Raw genomic sequence first — 19,072 nt, forward strand, 5'->3', positions numbered from 1 at the left:
TGCAGATAAAAGATGAAAAAAAGTGGCTGTATTAAAGCATAAAATCATAAAAAAAATAAGACTAAAGAAGTGGTAGATTTTTTTTGGTAGTTAATGCTATTTAAATTAAATATAAATAAAATACAATAACTTAATAGATTTTATGGCGAATTTTAACTTTATTTATTAATGTGATGGACAATATTTTATATATTTATTTTTAATAAAAACAAAAAGTTGCATATATTTGATATTTGAGAATTATTATTGATTAAATAAATGGTGGTAATTCGATTTTTACATAAAGGCGCTATTATTTGCTGTTAAATTCGACAAAATACAAAACTAAGCGGCCAAGATGTATAAAAAGTGATTAAACAAGCCAAGCCTTTATCTATTATTTATAATAAAAAATCAGGATTTCATGCTGCAAACAAAGATGAAGTCTATGAGGAACTTGTGCGGATATTATCCGATCATGATTTCGAAATACAGTCATTTGAGCTTGGGCAGGAAGCCAGTTTTGATACTTTAATGAGCAAGGTGTTTGCACGCCATCAAGACCCCGATAATTTGGGCGTTGTCGTTGCGGCAGGCGGTGACGGAACCTTAAATGCAGTTGCTCACCGTTTGATGTATACCGATATTCCAATGGGGATCTTACCTTTGGGCACATTTAATTATGTGGCGCGCGTACTCAATATTCCTCTCGATTTAATTCAAGCGGCACAAGTGATTGCGACAGGCACTAATCGACAGGTGCATGTGGCGCAAATCAACGAACATATCTATTTAAATAATGCCAGTTTGGGCTTATACCCTTTATTTATACAAAAAAGAGAGTTTTATAATCAAAAGTTTGGTCGTTTTCCATTACATGCTTATACCTCGGGTTTGGATGTGCTGATTCGAGATCGCAAAGAGTTAAAATTGGAAATCGAAGTTGATCATCATATTTATCCAGTCAAAACGCCTTTGATCTTTTTTGGTAATAACCAATTGCAATTGGCCGATTTAAATTTGCAAATTGCTAAAGATGCAGAAGCAGGTAAAGTTGCAGGTGTGGTGGTCGCAAAAAGTGATAAGAAAACTTTATTTAAAATTTTATGGCAGTTGATCCGTGGCAATATCGACAATGCGCCAGATGTGTATAGTTTTGCCGCTGATGAAGTCACGATTCATACCCAACGAAAAAAAATGACCGTTGCTGTGGATGGTGAGATTGTAGAAATGAAACCGCCGCTTAAAATTCGAGTGCAAAAACAAGCCTTAAAGATACGGGTGCCACATGATACTGCATCTGTCTGATCTGCATTTTGGCACTGAAAAGCCAGAGTGTATGCGCGCGATTCAGCAATTTTGTCATGAACAGCGCATCGAAGCCGTGGTTGCCAGTGGAGACTTGACCCAACGTGCGCGCTATCGTCAGTTTTATGCATGTAAGCAATTTTTAGAAAGCTTAAAGCTACCTTATATCGTTGTGCCGGGGAATCATGATATTCCGCTGTATCATTTATGGAACCGTGTTTTTAGTCCTTTTGCACGTTATCAACTTTTTTTTGGTGCTATGGAAAATGTACTGGAAACTGAGCATTTTTATTTAATTGGGATCAATAGTATTCGTCGTCGTTACCATACGCGAGGGCATGTGTCGCTCGAGCAAATTCATCATGTCGACGACTTACTTAAACATGCGCCTCCCAATAAAGTGAAATTAATCATAGCGCATCAACCTTTTTATACACCGCCCAATGACCCGCATGGTGTGAAGGATTGTCCTGTTCAAGGGCGTTTGGCGCTCGAACAGTGGAGTCAACACGGTTTGAATGGTTTATTGCATGGACATTTACATGTTCCAGCCAGCTATGACCTCAATCAAATTTATGCTTTAGGTGTTGATCATCCCGTTTGGGATATTCATGCAGGCACAGCGACGTCATATCGCCTACATGAGAACCTTGCCAACAGTTTTAATGTCATTGATGAGCAGATGAATGTGCGACATTATTTTTATCATTCAAAGTTAAAAATTTTTGAAGAAAATCTCAGCACTCATGTTTTAGATGAGCTTTAACCATTTAAATTTAAATTTTGAAGAAAAAAAATACAAAAAGATGAAAAAATTTAGAATTTGCCCTTGAAGCGTTTTATTCCATCCCCACAAAAGTGTCATATCAAAATTTTGTCGATGACCTAGGAAATAAGAAGTCATCTTCACATCGTTATCAATGACATTTTAAATGTCTATGGAGTTAGAAATGAGCAAGATTCGTCCTTTACATGACAACGTCGTTATCCGCCGTGTTGAGAAAGAAACTAAAACTGCTGGCGGTTTAATCTTGAGTACTTCTGCTGCTGAACAACCAGCTCAAGGTGAAATCATTGCTGTAGGTAACGGCAAAGTAACTGACAACGGTGTTCGTGCGTTAGACGTTAAAGTTGGTGACAACGTGCTTTTCGGTGCTTATGCAGGTACTAAAGTAAAAGTTGACGGCGAAGAGCTTCTTGTAATGAAAGAGTCTGACATTTTAGCTGTACTTGAAGGCTAATCTCAGAACTTTCGAACCGAATTCGATTTGAAAAATATATTAAAAATTTTGGAGTAAACCATGTCAGCTAAAGACGTAAAATTTGGTGATTCAGCGCGTTCAAAAATGATCGCGGGCGTAAACGTACTTGCAGATGCTGTAAAAGTAACTTTAGGTCCTAAAGGCCGTAACGTTGTCATCGACCGTTCTTTCGGTGCGCCGCACATCACTAAAGATGGTGTTTCTGTTGCTAAAGAAATCACGTTAAAAGACAAGTTTGAAAACATGGGCGCTCAGCTGGTTCGTGAAGTGTCTTCAAAAACCAATGACATCGCGGGTGACGGTACAACAACTGCAACTGTACTTGCTCAAGCAATCCTAAATGAAGGGATCAAATCAGTTACTGCTGGTATGAACCCAATGGATCTTAAACGCGGTATCGACATCGCGGTTAAAGCTGTTGTTGCTGAAATTAAAGCGACTGCTAAACCTGCTTCTGACTCTAAAGCCATTGAACAAGTAGGTTCGATCTCTGCGAACTCTGACACCACTGTTGGTAAACTTATTGCTCAAGCAATGGAAAAAGTCGGTAAAGAGGGTGTAATTACAGTTGAAGAGGGTTCAGGCTTTGAAGATTCTCTAGATGTTGTAGAGGGTATGCAGTTTGACCGTGGTTACATCAGCCCGTACTTTGCAAACAAACAAGATACACTAACAGCTGAACTTGAAAACCCATACATTCTTCTTGTTGATAAAAAAATCAGCAACATCCGCGAATTAATTGCTGTACTTGAAGCTGTTGCTAAAACAGGTAAACCGCTTCTTATCATTGCTGAAGATGTTGAAGGTGAAGCACTTGCAACTCTTGTTGTAAACAACATGCGTGGCATTATCAAAGTTTGTGCTGTTAAAGCACCTGGTTTTGGTGATCGTCGTAAAGCGATGCTTCAAGACATCGCGATTTTAACTGGCGCGACTGTAGTTTCTGAAGAGGTTGGTATGTCTTTAGACCAAACTACACTTGAGCACTTAGGTACAGCGCATAAAGTTACTGTTTCTAAAGAAAACACAGTAATTGTTGATGGTGCAGGTGTTGCAGAGCAAATTGCTGAACGTGTAACTCAAATTCGTGCTCAAATTGAAGAATCAACTTCAGAATACGACAAAGAAAAACTTCAAGAACGCGTTGCTAAATTGGCAGGCGGTGTTGCTGTAATCAAAATCGGCGCTGCAACTGAAGTTGAAATGAAAGAGAAGAAAGATCGCGTTGACGATGCACTTCATGCAACTCGTGCTGCAGTTGAAGAAGGTGTTGTAGCAGGTGGTGGTGTTGCACTTGTACGTGCTGCAAAAGCACTTGAAGGTGTGTCTGGTGCTAATGATGACCAAAATGTTGGTATCAACATTTTACGTCGTGCAATTGAAGCACCGCTTCGTCAAATCGTTGCAAACTCTGGTGATGAGCCATCAGTTGTAATCAATGCTGTGAAAAACGGTGAAGGTAACTTCGGTTATAACGCTGCGACTTCAGAGTATGGCGATATGTTAGAAATGGGTATTCTTGACCCAGCTAAAGTAACACGTTCTGCGCTTGAGCATGCTGCATCTGTTGCAGGTCTTATGCTTACAACTGAATGTATGATTACTGAAATTCCAGAAGACAAGCCAGCAATGCCAGATATGGGTGGCATGGGTGGTATGGGCGGTATGATGTAAACCTCAGCGTACCCAAACTTCAAAAACCTCGTATCGTCAGATACGGGGTTTTTTTTATGGCGTAGTTTTTGTAATGTAGAGATTGCACACATGAAAAGACAAAATCACCTAGCTATTTTTTATTTACACATTAAATGTGTAATATGTATCTAAACTCCTTTTTTTTGTGAATAAAACTCATTATTCTTTTTAGAACAATAAGAAAAACAAATGATTAAATAAATGTAATGCAGATTGGAGTAGGCATAAAGGGGATAAAAATGGATAACCGAGAACACGAAATTATAGGCAGTATTTATGATGCCGCTGTAGATGTGAATTTATGGCCGCAAGTAATTGAAAAAATTGTTCAATATACAGACAGTAAAACCGCCATTTTTACTGCCTTAGATCAATTTAGCCCAAGTTACGATTTTTTATTTAGTCACAATATTCCAGATGAAGCTTTGCATGCCTATCGTGATGAGCGGATTCGCGTGATTGACATGCAGTTACACCGAGTATTGTGGGAAAATTTAGGTGTGGGGCAAGTAGCGAGCTCGGATTTATCGCATTATGGGGAAAACCCTGAAAGTGATGAATATATCTTTTATGAACGGTGTTTGAATCCGACGGGAATTAGTTATATCTCGGCTGTTTTGCTCGATCAGGGTTCACATCGTTGGGCAGTTTTAGGATTACATCGTGCGCCAGATGTAGCGCCGTATCAACAAAAAGAGTTGGATTTTTTAAAGCATTTGGGTGTGCATTTGCGCCGTACCTTACAAATCCATCGTCAATTTAGTTTGGTTAAACAAGAAAATTTAAGTTTGTATAGTGTGCTCGATCATTTAAAAACAGGTGTAATTTTGCTTGATCATCAGCTGAGTTTGATTTATTCAAACCCTTTAGCTCAAAGCATGCTGGAACACGATTCATGTTTAGATTTGGACTTGTATAATCGTTTAAAAACCCATGCTTATGATCAAAGTCGTTTAGATCAATTATTACATTCAGCGTTGTTGGGACAGTCGGCATTAAACGCAGATGTAGGCGGTGTATTGTCTTTGTCAGATGCGAAAGGACAACAATTAATGCTGACTATCGTACCTTGTTCTAAATTAAAAAATATGCAGCATCAAAATGCAAGACAACATCAAATTGCGGTATTTCTGACCGATATGCATCAGCACTATGCCTTGTCACAAGCCTATTTGCAGCAAGCTTATCAATTGTCTAAACGCGAGTTTGAGCTGTGTGAGTTGTTGTTGAATGGTTATAAGTTAGAAGAAATTGCGGAACATTGCGGGATTACCCTCAGTTCCGTGCGCACTTATTTTAAAAATATTTATGAAAAAACCCAATGCAACTCGCAAATTGAACTCATGCATTTATTAATGAGCTGTACCATTCATTTTGAGCATATTGGTTAAAGCTGCCTAAATTTTGCTTAGGCAGCTTTAAAATATGTTTAGTTACTACGTTGTAGGGTAATAGTGTCTTCGCCTTGTGGATGCAAGGTTAGACTTGTTCCGGAGATGCTATAAGTTGCATTAACTTTAGCGCTATCCGAAGTGTCATGTAATCCACCGCAACCGTTGGTGTCATATAACACTTCTGTTACGGCAAGTGTATTGGATGTTATTGAATATTTACCATATTCAATTCCTGGGTTATCGCAATCACCTTCGGTGTCTAACAAGAAATAGAATCCTGTGTCAAAGAAAGCAAACAAGTGAGTTTGATTAAATTGCCAAGTGCCAACTAGACCTGATGATTGTTTTACTTTAGTTAAAATATAGGTGCTATTACTTCCTACATCAGTCAGCACTAGATCTGTGCCATTATAACTTAGGCGGTGGTGACCATCATTGTCAGGATGTGAAAGCCCGTAGTCACCGTTTGTATCTATGGAAATTACAGGGTTCAGCGCTGAGGTTAAAGCATTCCAATTTAATTGTCCGATTTCAATACCAGGCTTCCCTGTTTCATCAGCTACATCTGCTTCACCCAGAGCATAACGTCCATCGGGTAAAATATGTAATAAAACAGCAGATGCATTGGTACGTCCAATTTCCCAAGTTCCAGCAATATCTTTATAGAATTGGCTTGCGCTACTTGTGGTAGTACCTTCTGTATTGGGTCTTGTGAGTATAAATGTACCTTCATTTGGTTCGTGGAGTGTAAGTGATGTCGTATTAACCGTGACTGGTAGACCTGAGCTTGAGCTTGCACTATTGTCAGATAAGCCTGCACAGCCATTTGTATCGATCAGGATATTATCTACGAATAACTTTCCATCTTGAACACGATATTTACCATATTCGATACCTGGTCCACCACAAGGCGTTTCTCCAACTTCCACTTGATCGTCCCCAACAGCATCAACCATGATATAGGTATTATTATCCGGATTGAAAACAAATAGTTGCTTGCCTGAACTTGAGTTCCAAGCACCTGCAATGCTCGAATTGTTTTGAGGGACTTTAGTAAATGTTGCACTTTCATTAGGGTTTTGAGCTTCAGAAATTTTTAACTGTGTACCATCAAATGATATTTTCATATCACGTGTTTTTCCAGAATCAGTTAAGCCCCAATCTTCATTTGTATCAATTGAAGATTGCGCCCATAAATCTCCAGCAACAGCATTCACCGATAACTCACCGTACTCCATGCCATTCGCACTATCAGATGGTGAGCTAACAATAGGTTCGCCAATCAGGTATTTCCCGTCTGAGGTTACTTGAAGTACGATTTCTGATTCAGCATTTTTTGCGTACCAAACCCCAACGATATCTTTGAGGAGTGTTTTGTTAAAGTTAGCTTGTGCTTCTGTTGCGCTAACTACGACTTTATCTTTAAAAACTTCTATTGTTTGTAGAACAGGTTGAAAGCTTGTAATAAATTCTGTTGTTGGTTTAGAGAAGTCAATTGAGTTTGCAGGGAGTTGACTCACTGAGTCAGGGATTTGAATACCATCGTCATGATCACCCTCAGAATCTAAAGATTGTAAAAAAATAAGTAAATTTGTTCGTGTTGTTACATCATCGGCTAACTCCACAGGGGTAATACGATCAGCACCAGTTACTGTGCCAATTTCAATATTTCCGATATGGAAAGTGATTTCATCACCTTCTTGATATTCAAACTCCCCTTGAGCATTTGTACGTTTAGAAACGCCATTAATTGTATACGTTGCGCCACTCACAGGTCCATCGGTCAGTATCCCAGTTTTTAGGGAGCTTGAAGGTGGGGGAGCAGAACTACCAGAATCATTGTCTGAACCGCCACATGCACTCAGTAAGCCTGCTAAAGTTAAGCATAATAAAGTTTTTTTCATCACGAATTCCTTGTTATTCAAATTGTCATATCTGCAGTATAGAAATTAGATGAGTTTAGGAGCTATCCCAAAATTGGGAGGGTAAACACAAAAATCTGTGAGAAAAAATGAAGAAAAAACAATATTTTTGTGAAAAAGTATAATTTTTTGGTTTTCAGTCACGGAAGATCCACTCGCCTATGTTAATTTGAAGAAAAATATTGCGTGTTTAAGCCCAATCGCCACCAGAAAGTGATCTTGTTCTATGCTGTCAAAATTTTTTATTGAACGTCCAATTTTTGCAGGTGTGCTCGCTATTATGGTGATGGCCGTACTTCACTTAGCGCTGCAATCGGTGTTGCTGGTGGTAGCGAAGTTGGTGGTCGTGTAGGTCTTTCTTATGTATTTGGCGGAAAATAATTAACCCGTTGGTACATTTGGATTAAACAAAAAATCCCCGCTTTTGCGGGGATTTTTTATGACTAACATATGACTACAAATGTTAAATAAAACGCTAATCAAGCTTTTTGGTGAGTTTAAGATTTACTTCAGGCATTTCTAGTTTTTCACCTTTATCACCTCGAAGCTCAATAAAGTTTTCACCTACAAAGTAAATTCGATTGTCGCCCTCGGCATCAAGTTGAATCATTCCAGGTTGATCTGGCAAAAACTTAAAACTGCCTTTTACTTTATTTTCAGTATTTGCAGGCTTACCTAAAAACTCTTGGCTAAGCTCATAGCTTTTATTGAGTTTGAGTTCAAGCTCAGTTTCAATCCCTTTGCAATCATGGCAAGGCAGAATCCCTTTATACTCACCCGCCCAATCAAGTGCATTTTCAGTGTTATCACCTGTGGCAATCGGACTTTCTGAGGCTGCGTCTGTATTGGCAATGACATTATTATCTGGGGGTGTCGCAGTTTCAGATTCATTGCTGGTTTTTGAACATGCCGTTAAGGTTGCACTGACCACACAGAGAGCGAGCATTAGTTTTTTCATGAGATTTATACACCGTACGTACCCAATATAATGCTAAGCGTGGCTTTTATTGCTCAAGAAAAATAGCCTATTCCTGTTAACAATTGTGTGTTTGGTTAATACATCAAAACAGACATTTGATTTTTAAAAATTCGTAAATAGTGAAATATTGGTGATTTACCTAAAAGTGAACGCTGAAGGACATTTATATATTAATTGGTGAATAACTGAACAATATAGGCTTTTATAATTATTTTGCGTTGTTAAACTCTGCGGCATAGAAAAAACTGTCGGTGCAAATTGTGTTTGAAAAAACAGCGGAAAAAAGTCTGAACTTAATGGGGTGGCAAATTGATAACCATTGGGATTTAAATATTGACCAATGTGTCATGATTGCAGCGCCACATACCAGTAATTGGGATGCACTTTATGCACGCCTTGCCCTGAAAGCTTTAGGGGTAAATGTTCGTATCACGATTAAAGACAGTTATATGAAATTCCCGTTTGGGCCTTTTGTACGTGCAATGGGCGGAATTGGTATTAATCGTCGTCCAAAACAAGATGGTGAAGCACGTCAAAGTATGGTTGAGCTCATGGCTGACTTATTTAAGCATCATCCGAAATTAGTCATGTTGGTAACGCCTGAAGGGACACGCGCCAAACAAGAGAAGTGGAAAACTGGTTTTTATCATGTTGCTATGCAAGCAAGTGTGCCGATTGCTTTAGCTTATATGGACTATGCGCAGAAAAAAACGGGTGTGGGTAAAATTGTTTATCCTACAGGCGATTATGAAAAAGATATGGCTGAAATCATGGATTTTTACGCGCAAATACATGCCAAATTTCCTGAAAAATTCAGTGTCGATACACGCTATTACTAATCTAACAATCCAATAAAAAGGACAGCATCGGCTGTCCTTTTTTATGTTTAGATTCTTCTATTTAGATTCTTCTGTTTAGATTTTTATATTGAATTTAATCATGAAAATCGGGATGGATACCGCCCAGATTTTGACATGCCGCCTTATAAATAATGTATTGCTGATCAACTACATCGATGAGCGGAATACGAAATAATTTTTCGCCTTCTTTATAGCTGTCGATATATGACACGACTTTTTGTTTACTTGATGCCAGTTTTTCTTCATGAAAACTTGTAATCGAGCTATGAGTCATATGTGAACTTTCAATATTATTGCATTGAAAATGTGAGAGTAGTTTTTCAGCTTTTTTAATTTCACTGGACGTGCCAAACATACAGCCGCTAAGCAGAGTCACACCTGCAAGCAGGATGAACTTTTTCATGGTTTTATTTTAAGCAAAATTATGAGGTGCAATATTCTATTAATTTTCGTCAAAAAAATTAATCACTTTTTTACCATTTGGCTAATTTTTATTTAAATGTGAACTGTGTCATTGTTACAAGATGTGAATGTCTAACTGAGAAGGGGTTTTTCTAGAATGATTTGGACAAATATCTTTAGGTTTTGAGTCATCAGGTTAAGATACTCATCGTCACCAAGAAGCAGCCTGAAGAAAATAATAGCCCTAATACAATATGTTTAAATTGGCGTTCTGAAATGCGATAAAAAAGTTTGGCACCAAAAATCACTGGAAAAGCCATAATCACCAAAAGCACGGCTAAATAGGGCAGATGTTCACGATGGATGATCCCTTGTAGCAGATAGCTAATGAGTGTGACGAGCTGAATGGCTAAATTGAAATGTCGCAAAATATAGCGTTGTGCTGCTTTGGGTGTATTTTTCAGCATGAGCCATGCAGAGGGTAATGCACCACAAAAGCCTCCAAGACCACCCAAGATTCCAGCAATATATCCAATACTAGAATCCGCCCATTTCCCTGATTTTTGGATGAATGAAAATTTAGGATTAAAAAATAAAATTGGGCACCAAAACATTAAAAAAGCGCCCAAAACCAATTTAAATGTATCTGGATTAATGCTGTCTAATAAATACGTACCGAGCGGTACACCTAAAATTCCTGCAATTAAATAGGGATAAATGATTTTTTTATTGATCGGAATGCTTTTGCGTTCTGATGATAATGAAATGAAGTGGCTATAAACTGAAGCGCAGACCACCAAGGGTGCGGCTATTTGAGGGGGGAGTATCCAAACCCAAAATGACATTGCGATAAGGGCGAATGCAAACCCTGTTAATCCTTGTATGAATCCCGCAAAGATGGCACCAAGAATAAAAAACAGCCAAGTCATTAAATTACAGCTTTGAAATACGTGGCGCTATTGTAGTGAATTTTTCTATATAAATGTGGCTGACTGAACAAATGTAGCAAAATTGGATGTCAAATGATGAATAAAACATGAATGTTTAAATACAGCAGATGTACACAGACTTCCGATTGAATTCATTTCGATAATTGAAAATGCTCTTCATCAAAGACGAGTGCTACACATGCTTAAACAAGTTGCTTTGCTATCTGTGGTTGCAGTTACATGTACAGGGTGTGTCGTGGCGCCATTTGATGATGGCCGATACCATTCGAATCAATATGGCTATGCAAATCAATATGGTTATTCAGGTCAATATGGGGGGGCATACGGACAGCGCTATGACTCAAGTCAGCGTTATGACCGTTCATATAGTCGAGTGAATAGCCCGCAACATCGACCAAACTCACCACGATCGAATTCGAATAACCGTCCAGACAATATATATAAACCAAATGCGCATAAACCGAATGTACAGAAACCTTCATCTCAGCATCCGTCAAATGTGCATCGTCCAAGCGCAAAGCCTCAGACGCCAGCTAAACCCAATACAAGTAAGCCCCAGCAGCAAAAACCACAGCAACAACGTCCTAAAGTAACGCCCGTGGATAAAGCTAAAACCCCAGGTGGATTTAACAGCCAGCGTCCACTTCGACCACAGGTTTAATGATTTTCAAGTAATAAAAAAGGACGCATTAACGTCCTTTTTTGTGTGCATTTACATTAAGCCTTTTTATATAAGCCTGCACGTACCGTACCTGCTTTGGTTTGTTTGATTTGCTGCCAACTGCTCGGGAGCTTTAACTGAGCAAGATCACGGTCAGCTTCGATATAAATTAAACCATTGTCTGCAATGCACGGATCGACCAATTCAGCAAGTTCTTGCCATAAATCAAGACTATAAGGGGGATCTAAGAAAATCAGATCAAATTGATCTTTCAAGTTAGGAATGGCTTGTTGTGCCGTCATGTTTTTGAGTTGCACACGTTGTTTGCTCACCCTTAAGAGTTCTAAATTGTCCATGAGAAACTTCGCTTGGGTGCGATCAGGTTCAATTAAAACGGCTTCTGCTGCACCACGTGAGAGTGCTTCAAACGACAAAGCACCTGAACCTGTACACAGGTCGAGAACTTTGGCATTTTGAACATCCCACATGAGCCAGTTAAATAATGTCTCGCGGACACGGTCAGGAGTAGGGCGTAGACCGTCAATATTGGCAAAAGGCAATTGACGACGCTTCCATTCACCCCCAATGATTCTTAATTGATTTTTCATGAATTATTCCTCATCGGTTGCATGTGCTGCACTGGCAGCACGAGGTGTTGTATTTACACTATTCGGTTGTTGAGTGGCACTGTTGTTCTGCTGAGCTGTTGGGCTCGCATTTGGATCGGCTGATAAAATATTTGAGCCGCTTGGTAACTCACTCGGTTTTAGACCCGCAGTCATGAGACCACCGCTAATTTGATGGCTTGCAGGACGAATTGGATTCTTTTTACGTGTTAATAACCAGTAGTCAAACATCGGTTTCGCAATTTGAGCAGCAGAACCACCGTGACGACCATTTTCCCAAACGACTGCAATCGCAATTTCAGGTTTTTCCGCAGGGGCAAAACCAACAAATAAACCATGGTCAAGCTGACGCTCTGTCAATAAGGACTCGTTATAACGTTTACCTTGGGCAATACTTTTAACCTGTGCGGTCCCTGTTTTACCTGCTATTTGATACATTGGGGTACGAATACCACGACCTGTTCCTGTTTGAACCACATCAATCATGGCATCACGCATTTTGATCCAATCATCTGGCTTACCATTAAATTGAATGCGACCATTCGGGGCGTTATGGACTTTGTGAACTTTAGCACCTTTACTCTCACGCAGAACGTGAGGTGTAACATGAGAGCCTTGATTGGCAGTAATGGCAGTCGCCATCGCCAGTTGTAATGGTGTTGCAGTAAAAGCACCCTGACCAATACTGACAGAAATGGTTTCACCTTTGAGCCAGTTGGACTTCCGTGTGCGAAGTTTCCATTCAGGATTTGGATATAGCCCAGTGCTTTCACTTGGTAAATCTACACCGGTTTTTTCACCGAAGCCAAACTGACGCATCCACGTATTCATTTTTTCAATGCCCATACGATAGGACAAGACATAGAAATAGGTATCGCAGGAAACGACTTGGGCTTTGTGTAAATTGACTGAGCCATGACCAGTTTTTTTGTGGTCACGGAAACGATGGCTGTCACCCGGAAGCGTGAAATAGCCCGGATCTGAAATGGCAGTACTCCAGTCCACTAGACCATAATGAATACCACCCAGACCAAACATTGGCTTAATCGTTGAACCCGGAGGATAAGCCCCTTGTACAGCACGGTTATATAAAGGTTGATCGAGGCTATCACGCAGTTCAGAATAATCTTTACTGCTAATGCCAGTAACAAATAAATTGGGGTTAAAACTAGGACTGGACACAAGAGCAAGAATTTCTCCAGTACGTGGGTCAATCGCCACAATTGCACCACGTCGATCTGCAAGCTGCTCTGAAGCGACCATTTGCAGTCCATAATCTAGGGATAAATATAAGTCATTACCACGAATCGGATCTTTACGACCTAGATGACGTAACACATTACCAAAGGCATCGGCTTCAACCGACTCATTTCCCGGCATACCGTGTAAAAGTTCTTCGTATGATTTTTCAACGCCAATTTTACCGATTAGGTTTGAGCCAGCGTATAAATCTTTATCAATCGTTTTTAGTTCTTTGTCATTAATACGACCTACGTAGCCAATCACATGGGCAAAAAGTTCGCCATGTGGATAGTAGCGAGTCATTTGGGTCTCTATATTGACACCCGGAAATTGATATTTCACCTCACTAAAACGGGCGATATCATTTTCATTTAAATTCAGTTTAATCGAAACACGTTCAGTCTTTTTAGAGGTTTTAATTCGACTTTTAAAGCGTTCGATATCTTCAGATGTAAGCTCTAATAAAGGTGTTAGGCGCTCAACAGTATCATCGATATCTTCAACATCCGCACGGCTCATGGTTGCTGAGAAAACCGGATAATTATCGGCTAATAACACGCCATTACGGTCATAGATATAACCACGAGAAGGTGCAAGCGGTTGCAGTCGAATTCGGTTTTGATCTGCAGCAGTTGAAAAGGTCTCATAACTCTTGATTTGCAAATATGCATAACGTGCCACAAGCAACAGCATAAAGAAGGAGACAATCCCTATCGAAATCACCACGCGATTACGATAAATCCGCTTTTCTTGCTGGACATTTTTTAAAGGATAATGCTGCTTCATACGCGTTCGACTTAAAGACTGAGAGCTAAAATAACGGAAGAGGCATATTCTAGCGCAACTGACATTTTTTTGATAAATAAAAACGACTCTGCTGTGATTGCAGTCTATATTTTGACTTTGCAGACATGAAAAATATGGGGCTTTGTGTATAACAGTTCATATTATTCTGCTAAAGTCGAAACGTATAAAAAAGGAATATTCCAAAAAATAATACTAAGGAAGTTTGTGAAAACAATGAATAAATTATATCCATTGCTTGCATTTATGATGCTTGGAAGCATCGCACATGCCAATGACAATTCATTTTTACCTGAGGCAAAATTAACAGGTGAGGGTTATCAACCATGGAATGTTGGAGCAGGTTTTACTCAAAAAATTATTCACGTGAATGGTGAGTGGGTAAACCCATATGGCATTGCTTATGCAAAAGCTGGTGTTTTCTTGAACGATGATAAAACACCTGGCGGGCAAGTCGGCTTTCGTTACCCAGTTCATTTCACTGGCAAAGATAAAAATGGTTATTATATCGGAGCTTATGCGGGCCACATCGACTCCAAGAAAGTAGATGGTGAAGATGAAGCGCGTTTAGGTGGTGGTATCGATCTTGCTTATGTGATGTTGAGTGCCGAGCGTATTAGTACGTTTAGTGTAGGCATGGGTGCGGGTGAAAAATTAGAAGACAAATCAGGTAATGTGATTGTGGAAACCGAACCGAGACTACAAATCTCATATACTTTAAGTTTTGGTTTGTAGTGAAAATAATCAACTTTATTTTATAACCGCACTCACTGAATAAAATTAAATATGGAAGTTATGCATGCTTGAGTACGTTAACGAATTGTGGCAAACCTTTTTGCAACGTCCCGATTTTTGGGCTGTGCTGAGTATTATCCCCGTTACCGCATTCGTTACCTGGGCACACGTTTGGATGGCACTGAAAATGGTGTTTTACCCGATTACTTTCTGGGGATTCCATTTAGGTCCATTACCCGTGGGATGGCAGGGGATTGTGCCAAGAAAAGCTGGACGTATTTCTGGCATTATTACGGATAACACATTGTCTAAATTGGGTTCCTTACGCGAGTTTTTGGATGCAATGGATCCTGAGGATATGGCGCGCATCATTGGTGAACAAGTTGGCTTTGAACTTGAGCATTTGATTGATGAAGTCATGCTAGACCGAAATGCGGTGCTTTGGGAAAACTTACCGTATTCGATTAAACGCCGTATTTATGCCCAAGCACATAAACAGCTGCCAAATACCTTAAAAGAACTCGTGACCGAACTGACCATGAACGTAGAGTCACTTGTTGACATGCGAGAAATGGTGGTGAGTCAAATGGAAGCGGATCGTCTCTTGATGGTGCGGATGTTCCTTAAAGTTGGCCAGAAAGAAATCAACTTTATTTGGCATATCAGTGCCTTGATTGGGATGTTCTTTGGTATCTTCCAAATGATCGTTTGGTTTGTGGTGCCTTGGCATTGGACGGTTCCATTTTGGGCAGCAATCTGGGGATTTTTGACCAACTGGATTGCCATCTGGATGGTATTTAATCCAATTGAGCCGCACCCCGTAAAGTATTTGCAATTATTTGAATTAACTAAAGATCGTAAATTCCCTTGGATTAAACCTGTGATTCCACGTATTGGAACGTACAATGTTCAAGGGGCGTTTATGAAACGCCAAGAAGAAGTTTCGGATGTATTCGCAAGTGTAGTCACAGAAGACCTAATTACGTTAAAATCCATCATGACCGAAATGATGTATGGCGGGAAGAAAGATAAGACCCGTCGCATTGTGAAACGTCATATTAATGAAATTATGGAATCTCCACTGGTTCGTACCTCATTACAGTTGTCTTTAGGTCCAAAAGAGTACGCAAAACTCAAGACAGACTTGATCGATCGCTCAATTGAAATTACGATGGTGCCTGTATGCGACCCTGCGTTTAATGCGAGCCGTGCACAGAAAATCTTTCAAATGTTTAGAGACCGTATTCGTGAGCTAACACCGAAAGAATTTCAAAATCTATTACGTCCTGCATTTCAGGAAGACGAATGGATTTTAATTGTCTTGGGTGGTGTAACCGGTTTTATCGCGGGTACAATACATTTGTTTGTGGCTTTCTTATAATTAGATGCTGGAAGATGATCTGAATCTTGGGTTTAGATCACTACATAGCGTCATATACAATGTTTAAAATGAGGATGTTTTTTTATGCGCATTATATTACTCGGACCACCTGGAGCAGGTAAAGGGACACAAGCTCAGTTGATCTGTAAGCGCTACGATATCCCACAAATTTCAACCGGTGATATGCTCCGTGCTGCGATTCGTGAAGGTACTGAATTAGGTCTACAAGCTAAAAGCGTCATGGATAATGGCGGCCTTGTATCTGATGAGCTTATTATTGGTCTTGTAAAAGAACGCATTGCTCAACCTGACTGTGTCAACGGCTGCATTTTCGACGGTTTCCCGCGTACGATTCCACAAGCTGAAGCGCTTGAAAACGAAGGGATCAGCATCGATCATGTAATTGAAATCGATGTACCTGACGAAGAAATCGTTCAACGTTTATCTGGTCGTCGTCAACACCCTGCATCTGGTCGTGTATATCACACCGTTTACAACCCACCAAAAGTGGAAGGTAAAGATGACGAAACTGGTGAAGACCTTGTTCAACGTCCGGATGACCAAGAAGCAACAATTCGTAAGCGTTTAGGTTCTTACCACGCTGAAACTGAGCAATTGGTTGGTTTCTACCAAGGTCGTGCAGCTTCTGGCGAAAACGCACCGACTTATGACAAATTAAATGGTCTTCGTCCAATCGATCAAGTTCAAACTGATTTGTTCGCGATTTTAGATCAGTCTAAATAATTCAACTTTTTTGAATTTTTGACAATCAAAGAGTCCTACTGCATAGTGGGGCTCTTTTTTTATGTGGCTTTTAGGGCGAATCTGTTATGAAATTTGCTTTGGTTATAATGGTCATCATCGCTGTGGCGGTGTTATTGGGCTTATTATTTGTCAGCTTTAAAATGTTGCGTAAGGTGCAAGTGGAAGAAGCAGAGCAAGCTAAACTGAACCCTAAGCAATATCGCTTACATCCAAAGCTGCAGCAAGAGTTTGATAAAAAACAGAAAGAACAAGATAAAAATTAATCATCAATTTGATCAATTGATTCTTACAAATTCCATCTAGCCCGAAATTGAAGAGATTAATCTTCAATTTGGGTGGTTTTAATCGGTCTTAATGCGCCAAAGTCAAAACGGTCAGGCCAATTACATACATCAGACACGATGCATTCATCGCATTTTGGTTTGCGGGCAATGCAGCAATAGCGTCCATGTAAAATTAGCCAATGATGTGAATCGACGATAAATTCTTTAGGAATCACTTTGATGAGTCGGTGTTCGACTTCCAAAACATTTTTGCCGACAGCCAACCCTGTACGATTACCTAAACGAAAAATATGTGTATCAACGGCCATGGTCGGTTGACCAAAAGCAGTATTTAGCACCACATTTGCAGTTTTACGACCAACACCGGGTAAGGCTTCCAAATCTGCACGATTATTCGGAACGATGCTGTTGTGCTTCTCAATGAGCATCTTGCAGGCTTTGATGACATTTTCTGCCTTAGAGTTATACAGGCCAATAGTCTTGATATATGCCTTCAGACCGTCAACACCTAGCGCATAGATAGCTTCAGGAGTGTTTGCCACTGGAAAGAGTTTGTCTGTGGCTTTGTTGACACTGACATCTGTGGCCTGGGCAGATAGGGTAACAGCCACCAAAAGTTCAAATGGACTACTATAATTGAGTTCAGTTTTTGGGTTAGGGCGTTGCTCACGTAAGCGTTCAAAAAAAGTTTGAATTTGCTTCTTAGTCATGTTTTTAACAGCCATGATTAAGCCCCTTGCAGTTGTGTTAATTGTTGCGTGAGCGTATGGAGTAACTCACGTTTTTTTGCATCGTCTCGTACACTCAGCTGTTTTTCTAACTTTTTGATTTGTGTTCGAATTTTAGCAAGTTCAATGGTGGTCTTTGCATCGAGCTGCACGACTGGCGTAGCTGATTTTTCCACGACTTCAATGACCGGTACCGAGTCTGTTTGGGTCGAAAATTGGGCAAACAGTTCCGTGTCAATTTCTGCACGTACAACAGGGCCTTTACGATGAATTCGGCGCTTTTCCTCACGTTGAATATGTGCATAGTAGCGGCGACGTAAATCATTCTGTTCTGCGATTCGAACAGGTTCAGATGGCACTTGATCAAGCTCTTCGACTAGGTCGATACAATCCACTGGACACGGTGGGATGCAGAGTTCGCAGCCCGTACATAAATCCGTCAAGATCGTATGCATCAATTTGCCTGAGCCAATAATGGCATCGACAGGGCAGGCACTGATACATTTGGTACAACCAATACATTCATCTTCACGAATCACGGCTTTGACCCGTTGCGGGCGTCCATCACTTTGGATTGGCCAAACACTGGCTTCTGCTGTTAAGTGTGGACGATTTAATAACGCTGCCAGTGCATCTGCCACAGGTTGACCACCGGGTACACATTTATTGGCTTCTTCTCCTTCACTGATGGCTTTGGCATAGGGTAAGCAGCCGTCACGGTGTCCACAAAGTCCACATTGAGTTTGTGGCAATAGGGCATCAATTTGTTGGATGAGGGAAATTTCAGAAGTCATGGGTAGTCGCGGGTACAAATGAAGGCAGAGAAAAACCGAAGAGGACGTTGAATTCTAGCATGTTTCAGTATGAATTGCTGTGCGCAAAAATGGGTCTAAAGATGCATCATAAATGAGCAAAATAATTCATTAAAACATTCCTAAAAGTAATAATATTTATAACTAAAATATCTGAATAATCAATTTAAATCGCTGTTCTTTAAAGAATTTAAAGATTTTTTAAAAAAACTATTGCTGATTAGTTACAAAAGATATTTAATATTTTGCGCCAAAATATATCTTTGATCAAAATTGTGATCGA

The 19,072-nt window shown here is 39.9% G+C and carries 20 protein-coding genes; 12 read left to right on the forward strand and 8 right to left on the reverse strand.

Annotated features, from left to right (window positions below; translation table 11 throughout):
- Nucleotides 1-348 precede the first annotated feature (348 nt).
- The 5 genes from FTU16_RS04815 (at nt 349) to FTU16_RS04835 (ending at nt 5,635) form a co-directional block, all read left to right on the forward strand.
- On the forward strand, nt 349-1,287 hold the full coding sequence (locus FTU16_RS04815; protein ID WP_180162806.1) for a diacylglycerol kinase family protein: 939 nt from the start codon (nt 349-351) through the stop codon (nt 1,285-1,287).
- Nucleotides 1,268-2,053 (forward strand): metallophosphoesterase, encoded by a 786-nt coding sequence (locus FTU16_RS04820; RefSeq protein WP_180162807.1) that lies wholly within the window; start codon nt 1,268-1,270, stop codon nt 2,051-2,053. The genes FTU16_RS04815 and FTU16_RS04820 overlap by 20 nt, the downstream gene beginning before the upstream one ends.
- A 184-nt stretch (nt 2,054-2,237) precedes the next feature.
- Entirely contained in the window at nt 2,238-2,528 is a 291-nt protein-coding gene (groES, locus tag FTU16_RS04825) for a co-chaperone GroES (RefSeq protein WP_078189876.1), read from the forward strand.
- A 60-nt stretch (nt 2,529-2,588) separates the two neighbouring features.
- On the forward strand, nt 2,589-4,223 hold the full coding sequence (groL, locus tag FTU16_RS04830; protein ID WP_078192965.1) for a chaperonin GroEL: 1,635 nt from the start codon (nt 2,589-2,591) through the stop codon (nt 4,221-4,223).
- A gap of 260 nt (nt 4,224-4,483) precedes the next feature.
- On the forward strand, nt 4,484-5,635 hold the full coding sequence (locus FTU16_RS04835; protein WP_180162808.1) for a LuxR C-terminal-related transcriptional regulator: 1,152 nt from the start codon (nt 4,484-4,486) through the stop codon (nt 5,633-5,635).
- A 38-nt stretch (nt 5,636-5,673) separates the two neighbouring features.
- Here the strand turns inward: FTU16_RS04835 and FTU16_RS16490 are convergent, their stop codons facing one another.
- Entirely contained in the window at nt 5,674-7,542 is a 1,869-nt protein-coding gene (locus FTU16_RS16490) for a hypothetical protein (RefSeq protein WP_257227090.1), read from the reverse strand.
- 244 nt (nt 7,543-7,786) lie between these two features.
- Between FTU16_RS16490 and FTU16_RS16495 the strand changes: the two genes are divergently transcribed.
- Nucleotides 7,787-7,912: a hypothetical protein gene (locus FTU16_RS16495; protein WP_257227091.1), complete on the forward strand. Its 126-nt coding sequence runs from the start codon at nt 7,787-7,789 to the stop codon at nt 7,910-7,912.
- Nucleotides 7,913-8,035: 123 nt separating this feature from the next.
- Here the strand turns inward: FTU16_RS16495 and FTU16_RS04845 are convergent, their stop codons facing one another.
- Entirely contained in the window at nt 8,036-8,518 is a 483-nt protein-coding gene (locus FTU16_RS04845; protein ID WP_180162809.1) for a copper resistance protein NlpE, read from the reverse strand.
- Nucleotides 8,519-8,799: 281 nt separating this feature from the next.
- Between FTU16_RS04845 and FTU16_RS04850 the strand changes: the two genes are divergently transcribed.
- The gene (locus tag FTU16_RS04850; protein ID WP_180162810.1) at nt 8,800-9,378 is read left to right on the forward strand and encodes a 1-acyl-sn-glycerol-3-phosphate acyltransferase; all 579 of its coding nucleotides are present in this window, start codon (nt 8,800-8,802) and stop codon (nt 9,376-9,378) included.
- Between the two features lie 94 nt (nt 9,379-9,472).
- Here FTU16_RS04850 and FTU16_RS04855 read toward each other — a convergent pair whose 3' ends face one another.
- Together FTU16_RS04855 and FTU16_RS04860 are read right to left on the reverse strand one after the other, a co-directional pair.
- Complete coding sequence (locus FTU16_RS04855; RefSeq protein ID WP_180041659.1) at nt 9,473-9,802, reverse strand: hypothetical protein; 330 nt, start codon at nt 9,800-9,802, stop codon at nt 9,473-9,475.
- A 190-nt stretch (nt 9,803-9,992) separates the two neighbouring features.
- Complete coding sequence (locus FTU16_RS04860) at nt 9,993-10,730, reverse strand: sulfite exporter TauE/SafE family protein (RefSeq protein ID WP_180162811.1); 738 nt, start codon at nt 10,728-10,730, stop codon at nt 9,993-9,995.
- A 199-nt stretch (nt 10,731-10,929) separates the two neighbouring features.
- Between FTU16_RS04860 and FTU16_RS04865 the strand changes: the two genes are divergently transcribed.
- On the forward strand, nt 10,930-11,412 hold the full coding sequence (locus FTU16_RS04865) for a hypothetical protein (RefSeq protein WP_180162812.1): 483 nt from the start codon (nt 10,930-10,932) through the stop codon (nt 11,410-11,412).
- A gap of 56 nt (nt 11,413-11,468) precedes the next feature.
- On the opposite strand, the gene rsmD is transcribed toward FTU16_RS04865, so the two are convergent.
- Both rsmD and mrdA read right to left on the reverse strand, forming a co-directional pair.
- A complete protein-coding gene (rsmD, locus tag FTU16_RS04870; RefSeq protein WP_180162813.1) occupies nt 11,469-12,020 on the reverse strand; it encodes a 16S rRNA (guanine(966)-N(2))-methyltransferase RsmD in 552 nt (183 codons plus the stop codon).
- A gap of 3 nt (nt 12,021-12,023) precedes the next feature.
- Nucleotides 12,024-14,066 carry a penicillin-binding protein 2 gene (gene mrdA, locus FTU16_RS04875; RefSeq protein ID WP_180026661.1) on the reverse strand — a complete coding sequence of 681 codons (2,043 nt, stop codon included), beginning with the start codon at nt 14,064-14,066 and terminating at the stop codon, nt 12,024-12,026.
- Between the two features lie 234 nt (nt 14,067-14,300).
- Here mrdA and FTU16_RS04880 point away from each other — a divergent pair, with 234 nt between their 5' ends.
- The 4 genes from FTU16_RS04880 to FTU16_RS04895 all read left to right on the forward strand — a co-directional run bounded on the left by FTU16_RS04880 (nt 14,301) and on the right by FTU16_RS04895 (nt 17,228).
- Nucleotides 14,301-14,819 carry a hypothetical protein gene (locus tag FTU16_RS04880; protein WP_180060043.1) on the forward strand — a complete coding sequence of 173 codons (519 nt, stop codon included), beginning with the start codon at nt 14,301-14,303 and terminating at the stop codon, nt 14,817-14,819.
- Nucleotides 14,820-14,883: 64 nt separating this feature from the next.
- The gene (locus FTU16_RS04885; protein ID WP_168378316.1) at nt 14,884-16,200 is read left to right on the forward strand and encodes a hypothetical protein; all 1,317 of its coding nucleotides are present in this window, start codon (nt 14,884-14,886) and stop codon (nt 16,198-16,200) included.
- 84 nt (nt 16,201-16,284) lie between these two features.
- On the forward strand, nt 16,285-16,944 hold the full coding sequence (gene adk, locus FTU16_RS04890) for an adenylate kinase (RefSeq protein ID WP_078189866.1): 660 nt from the start codon (nt 16,285-16,287) through the stop codon (nt 16,942-16,944).
- 86 nt (nt 16,945-17,030) lie between these two features.
- The gene (locus tag FTU16_RS04895) at nt 17,031-17,228 is read left to right on the forward strand and encodes a hypothetical protein (protein ID WP_078189865.1); all 198 of its coding nucleotides are present in this window, start codon (nt 17,031-17,033) and stop codon (nt 17,226-17,228) included.
- Between the two features lie 56 nt (nt 17,229-17,284).
- Here the strand turns inward: FTU16_RS04895 and nth are convergent, their stop codons facing one another.
- Complete coding sequence (gene nth / locus FTU16_RS04900; protein ID WP_180162814.1) at nt 17,285-17,974, reverse strand: endonuclease III; 690 nt, start codon at nt 17,972-17,974, stop codon at nt 17,285-17,287.
- Nucleotides 17,975-17,976: 2 nt separating this feature from the next.
- On the reverse strand, nt 17,977-18,771 hold the full coding sequence (locus tag FTU16_RS04905; RefSeq protein ID WP_180162815.1) for an RnfABCDGE type electron transport complex subunit B: 795 nt from the start codon (nt 18,769-18,771) through the stop codon (nt 17,977-17,979).
- Between the last annotated feature and the right edge of the window lie 301 nt (nt 18,772-19,072).

Origin of the sequence: Acinetobacter sp. YH12069, from assembly GCF_013419675.1 — a bacterium.
Taxonomy (GTDB): domain Bacteria; phylum Pseudomonadota; class Gammaproteobacteria; order Pseudomonadales; family Moraxellaceae; genus Acinetobacter; species Acinetobacter amyesii.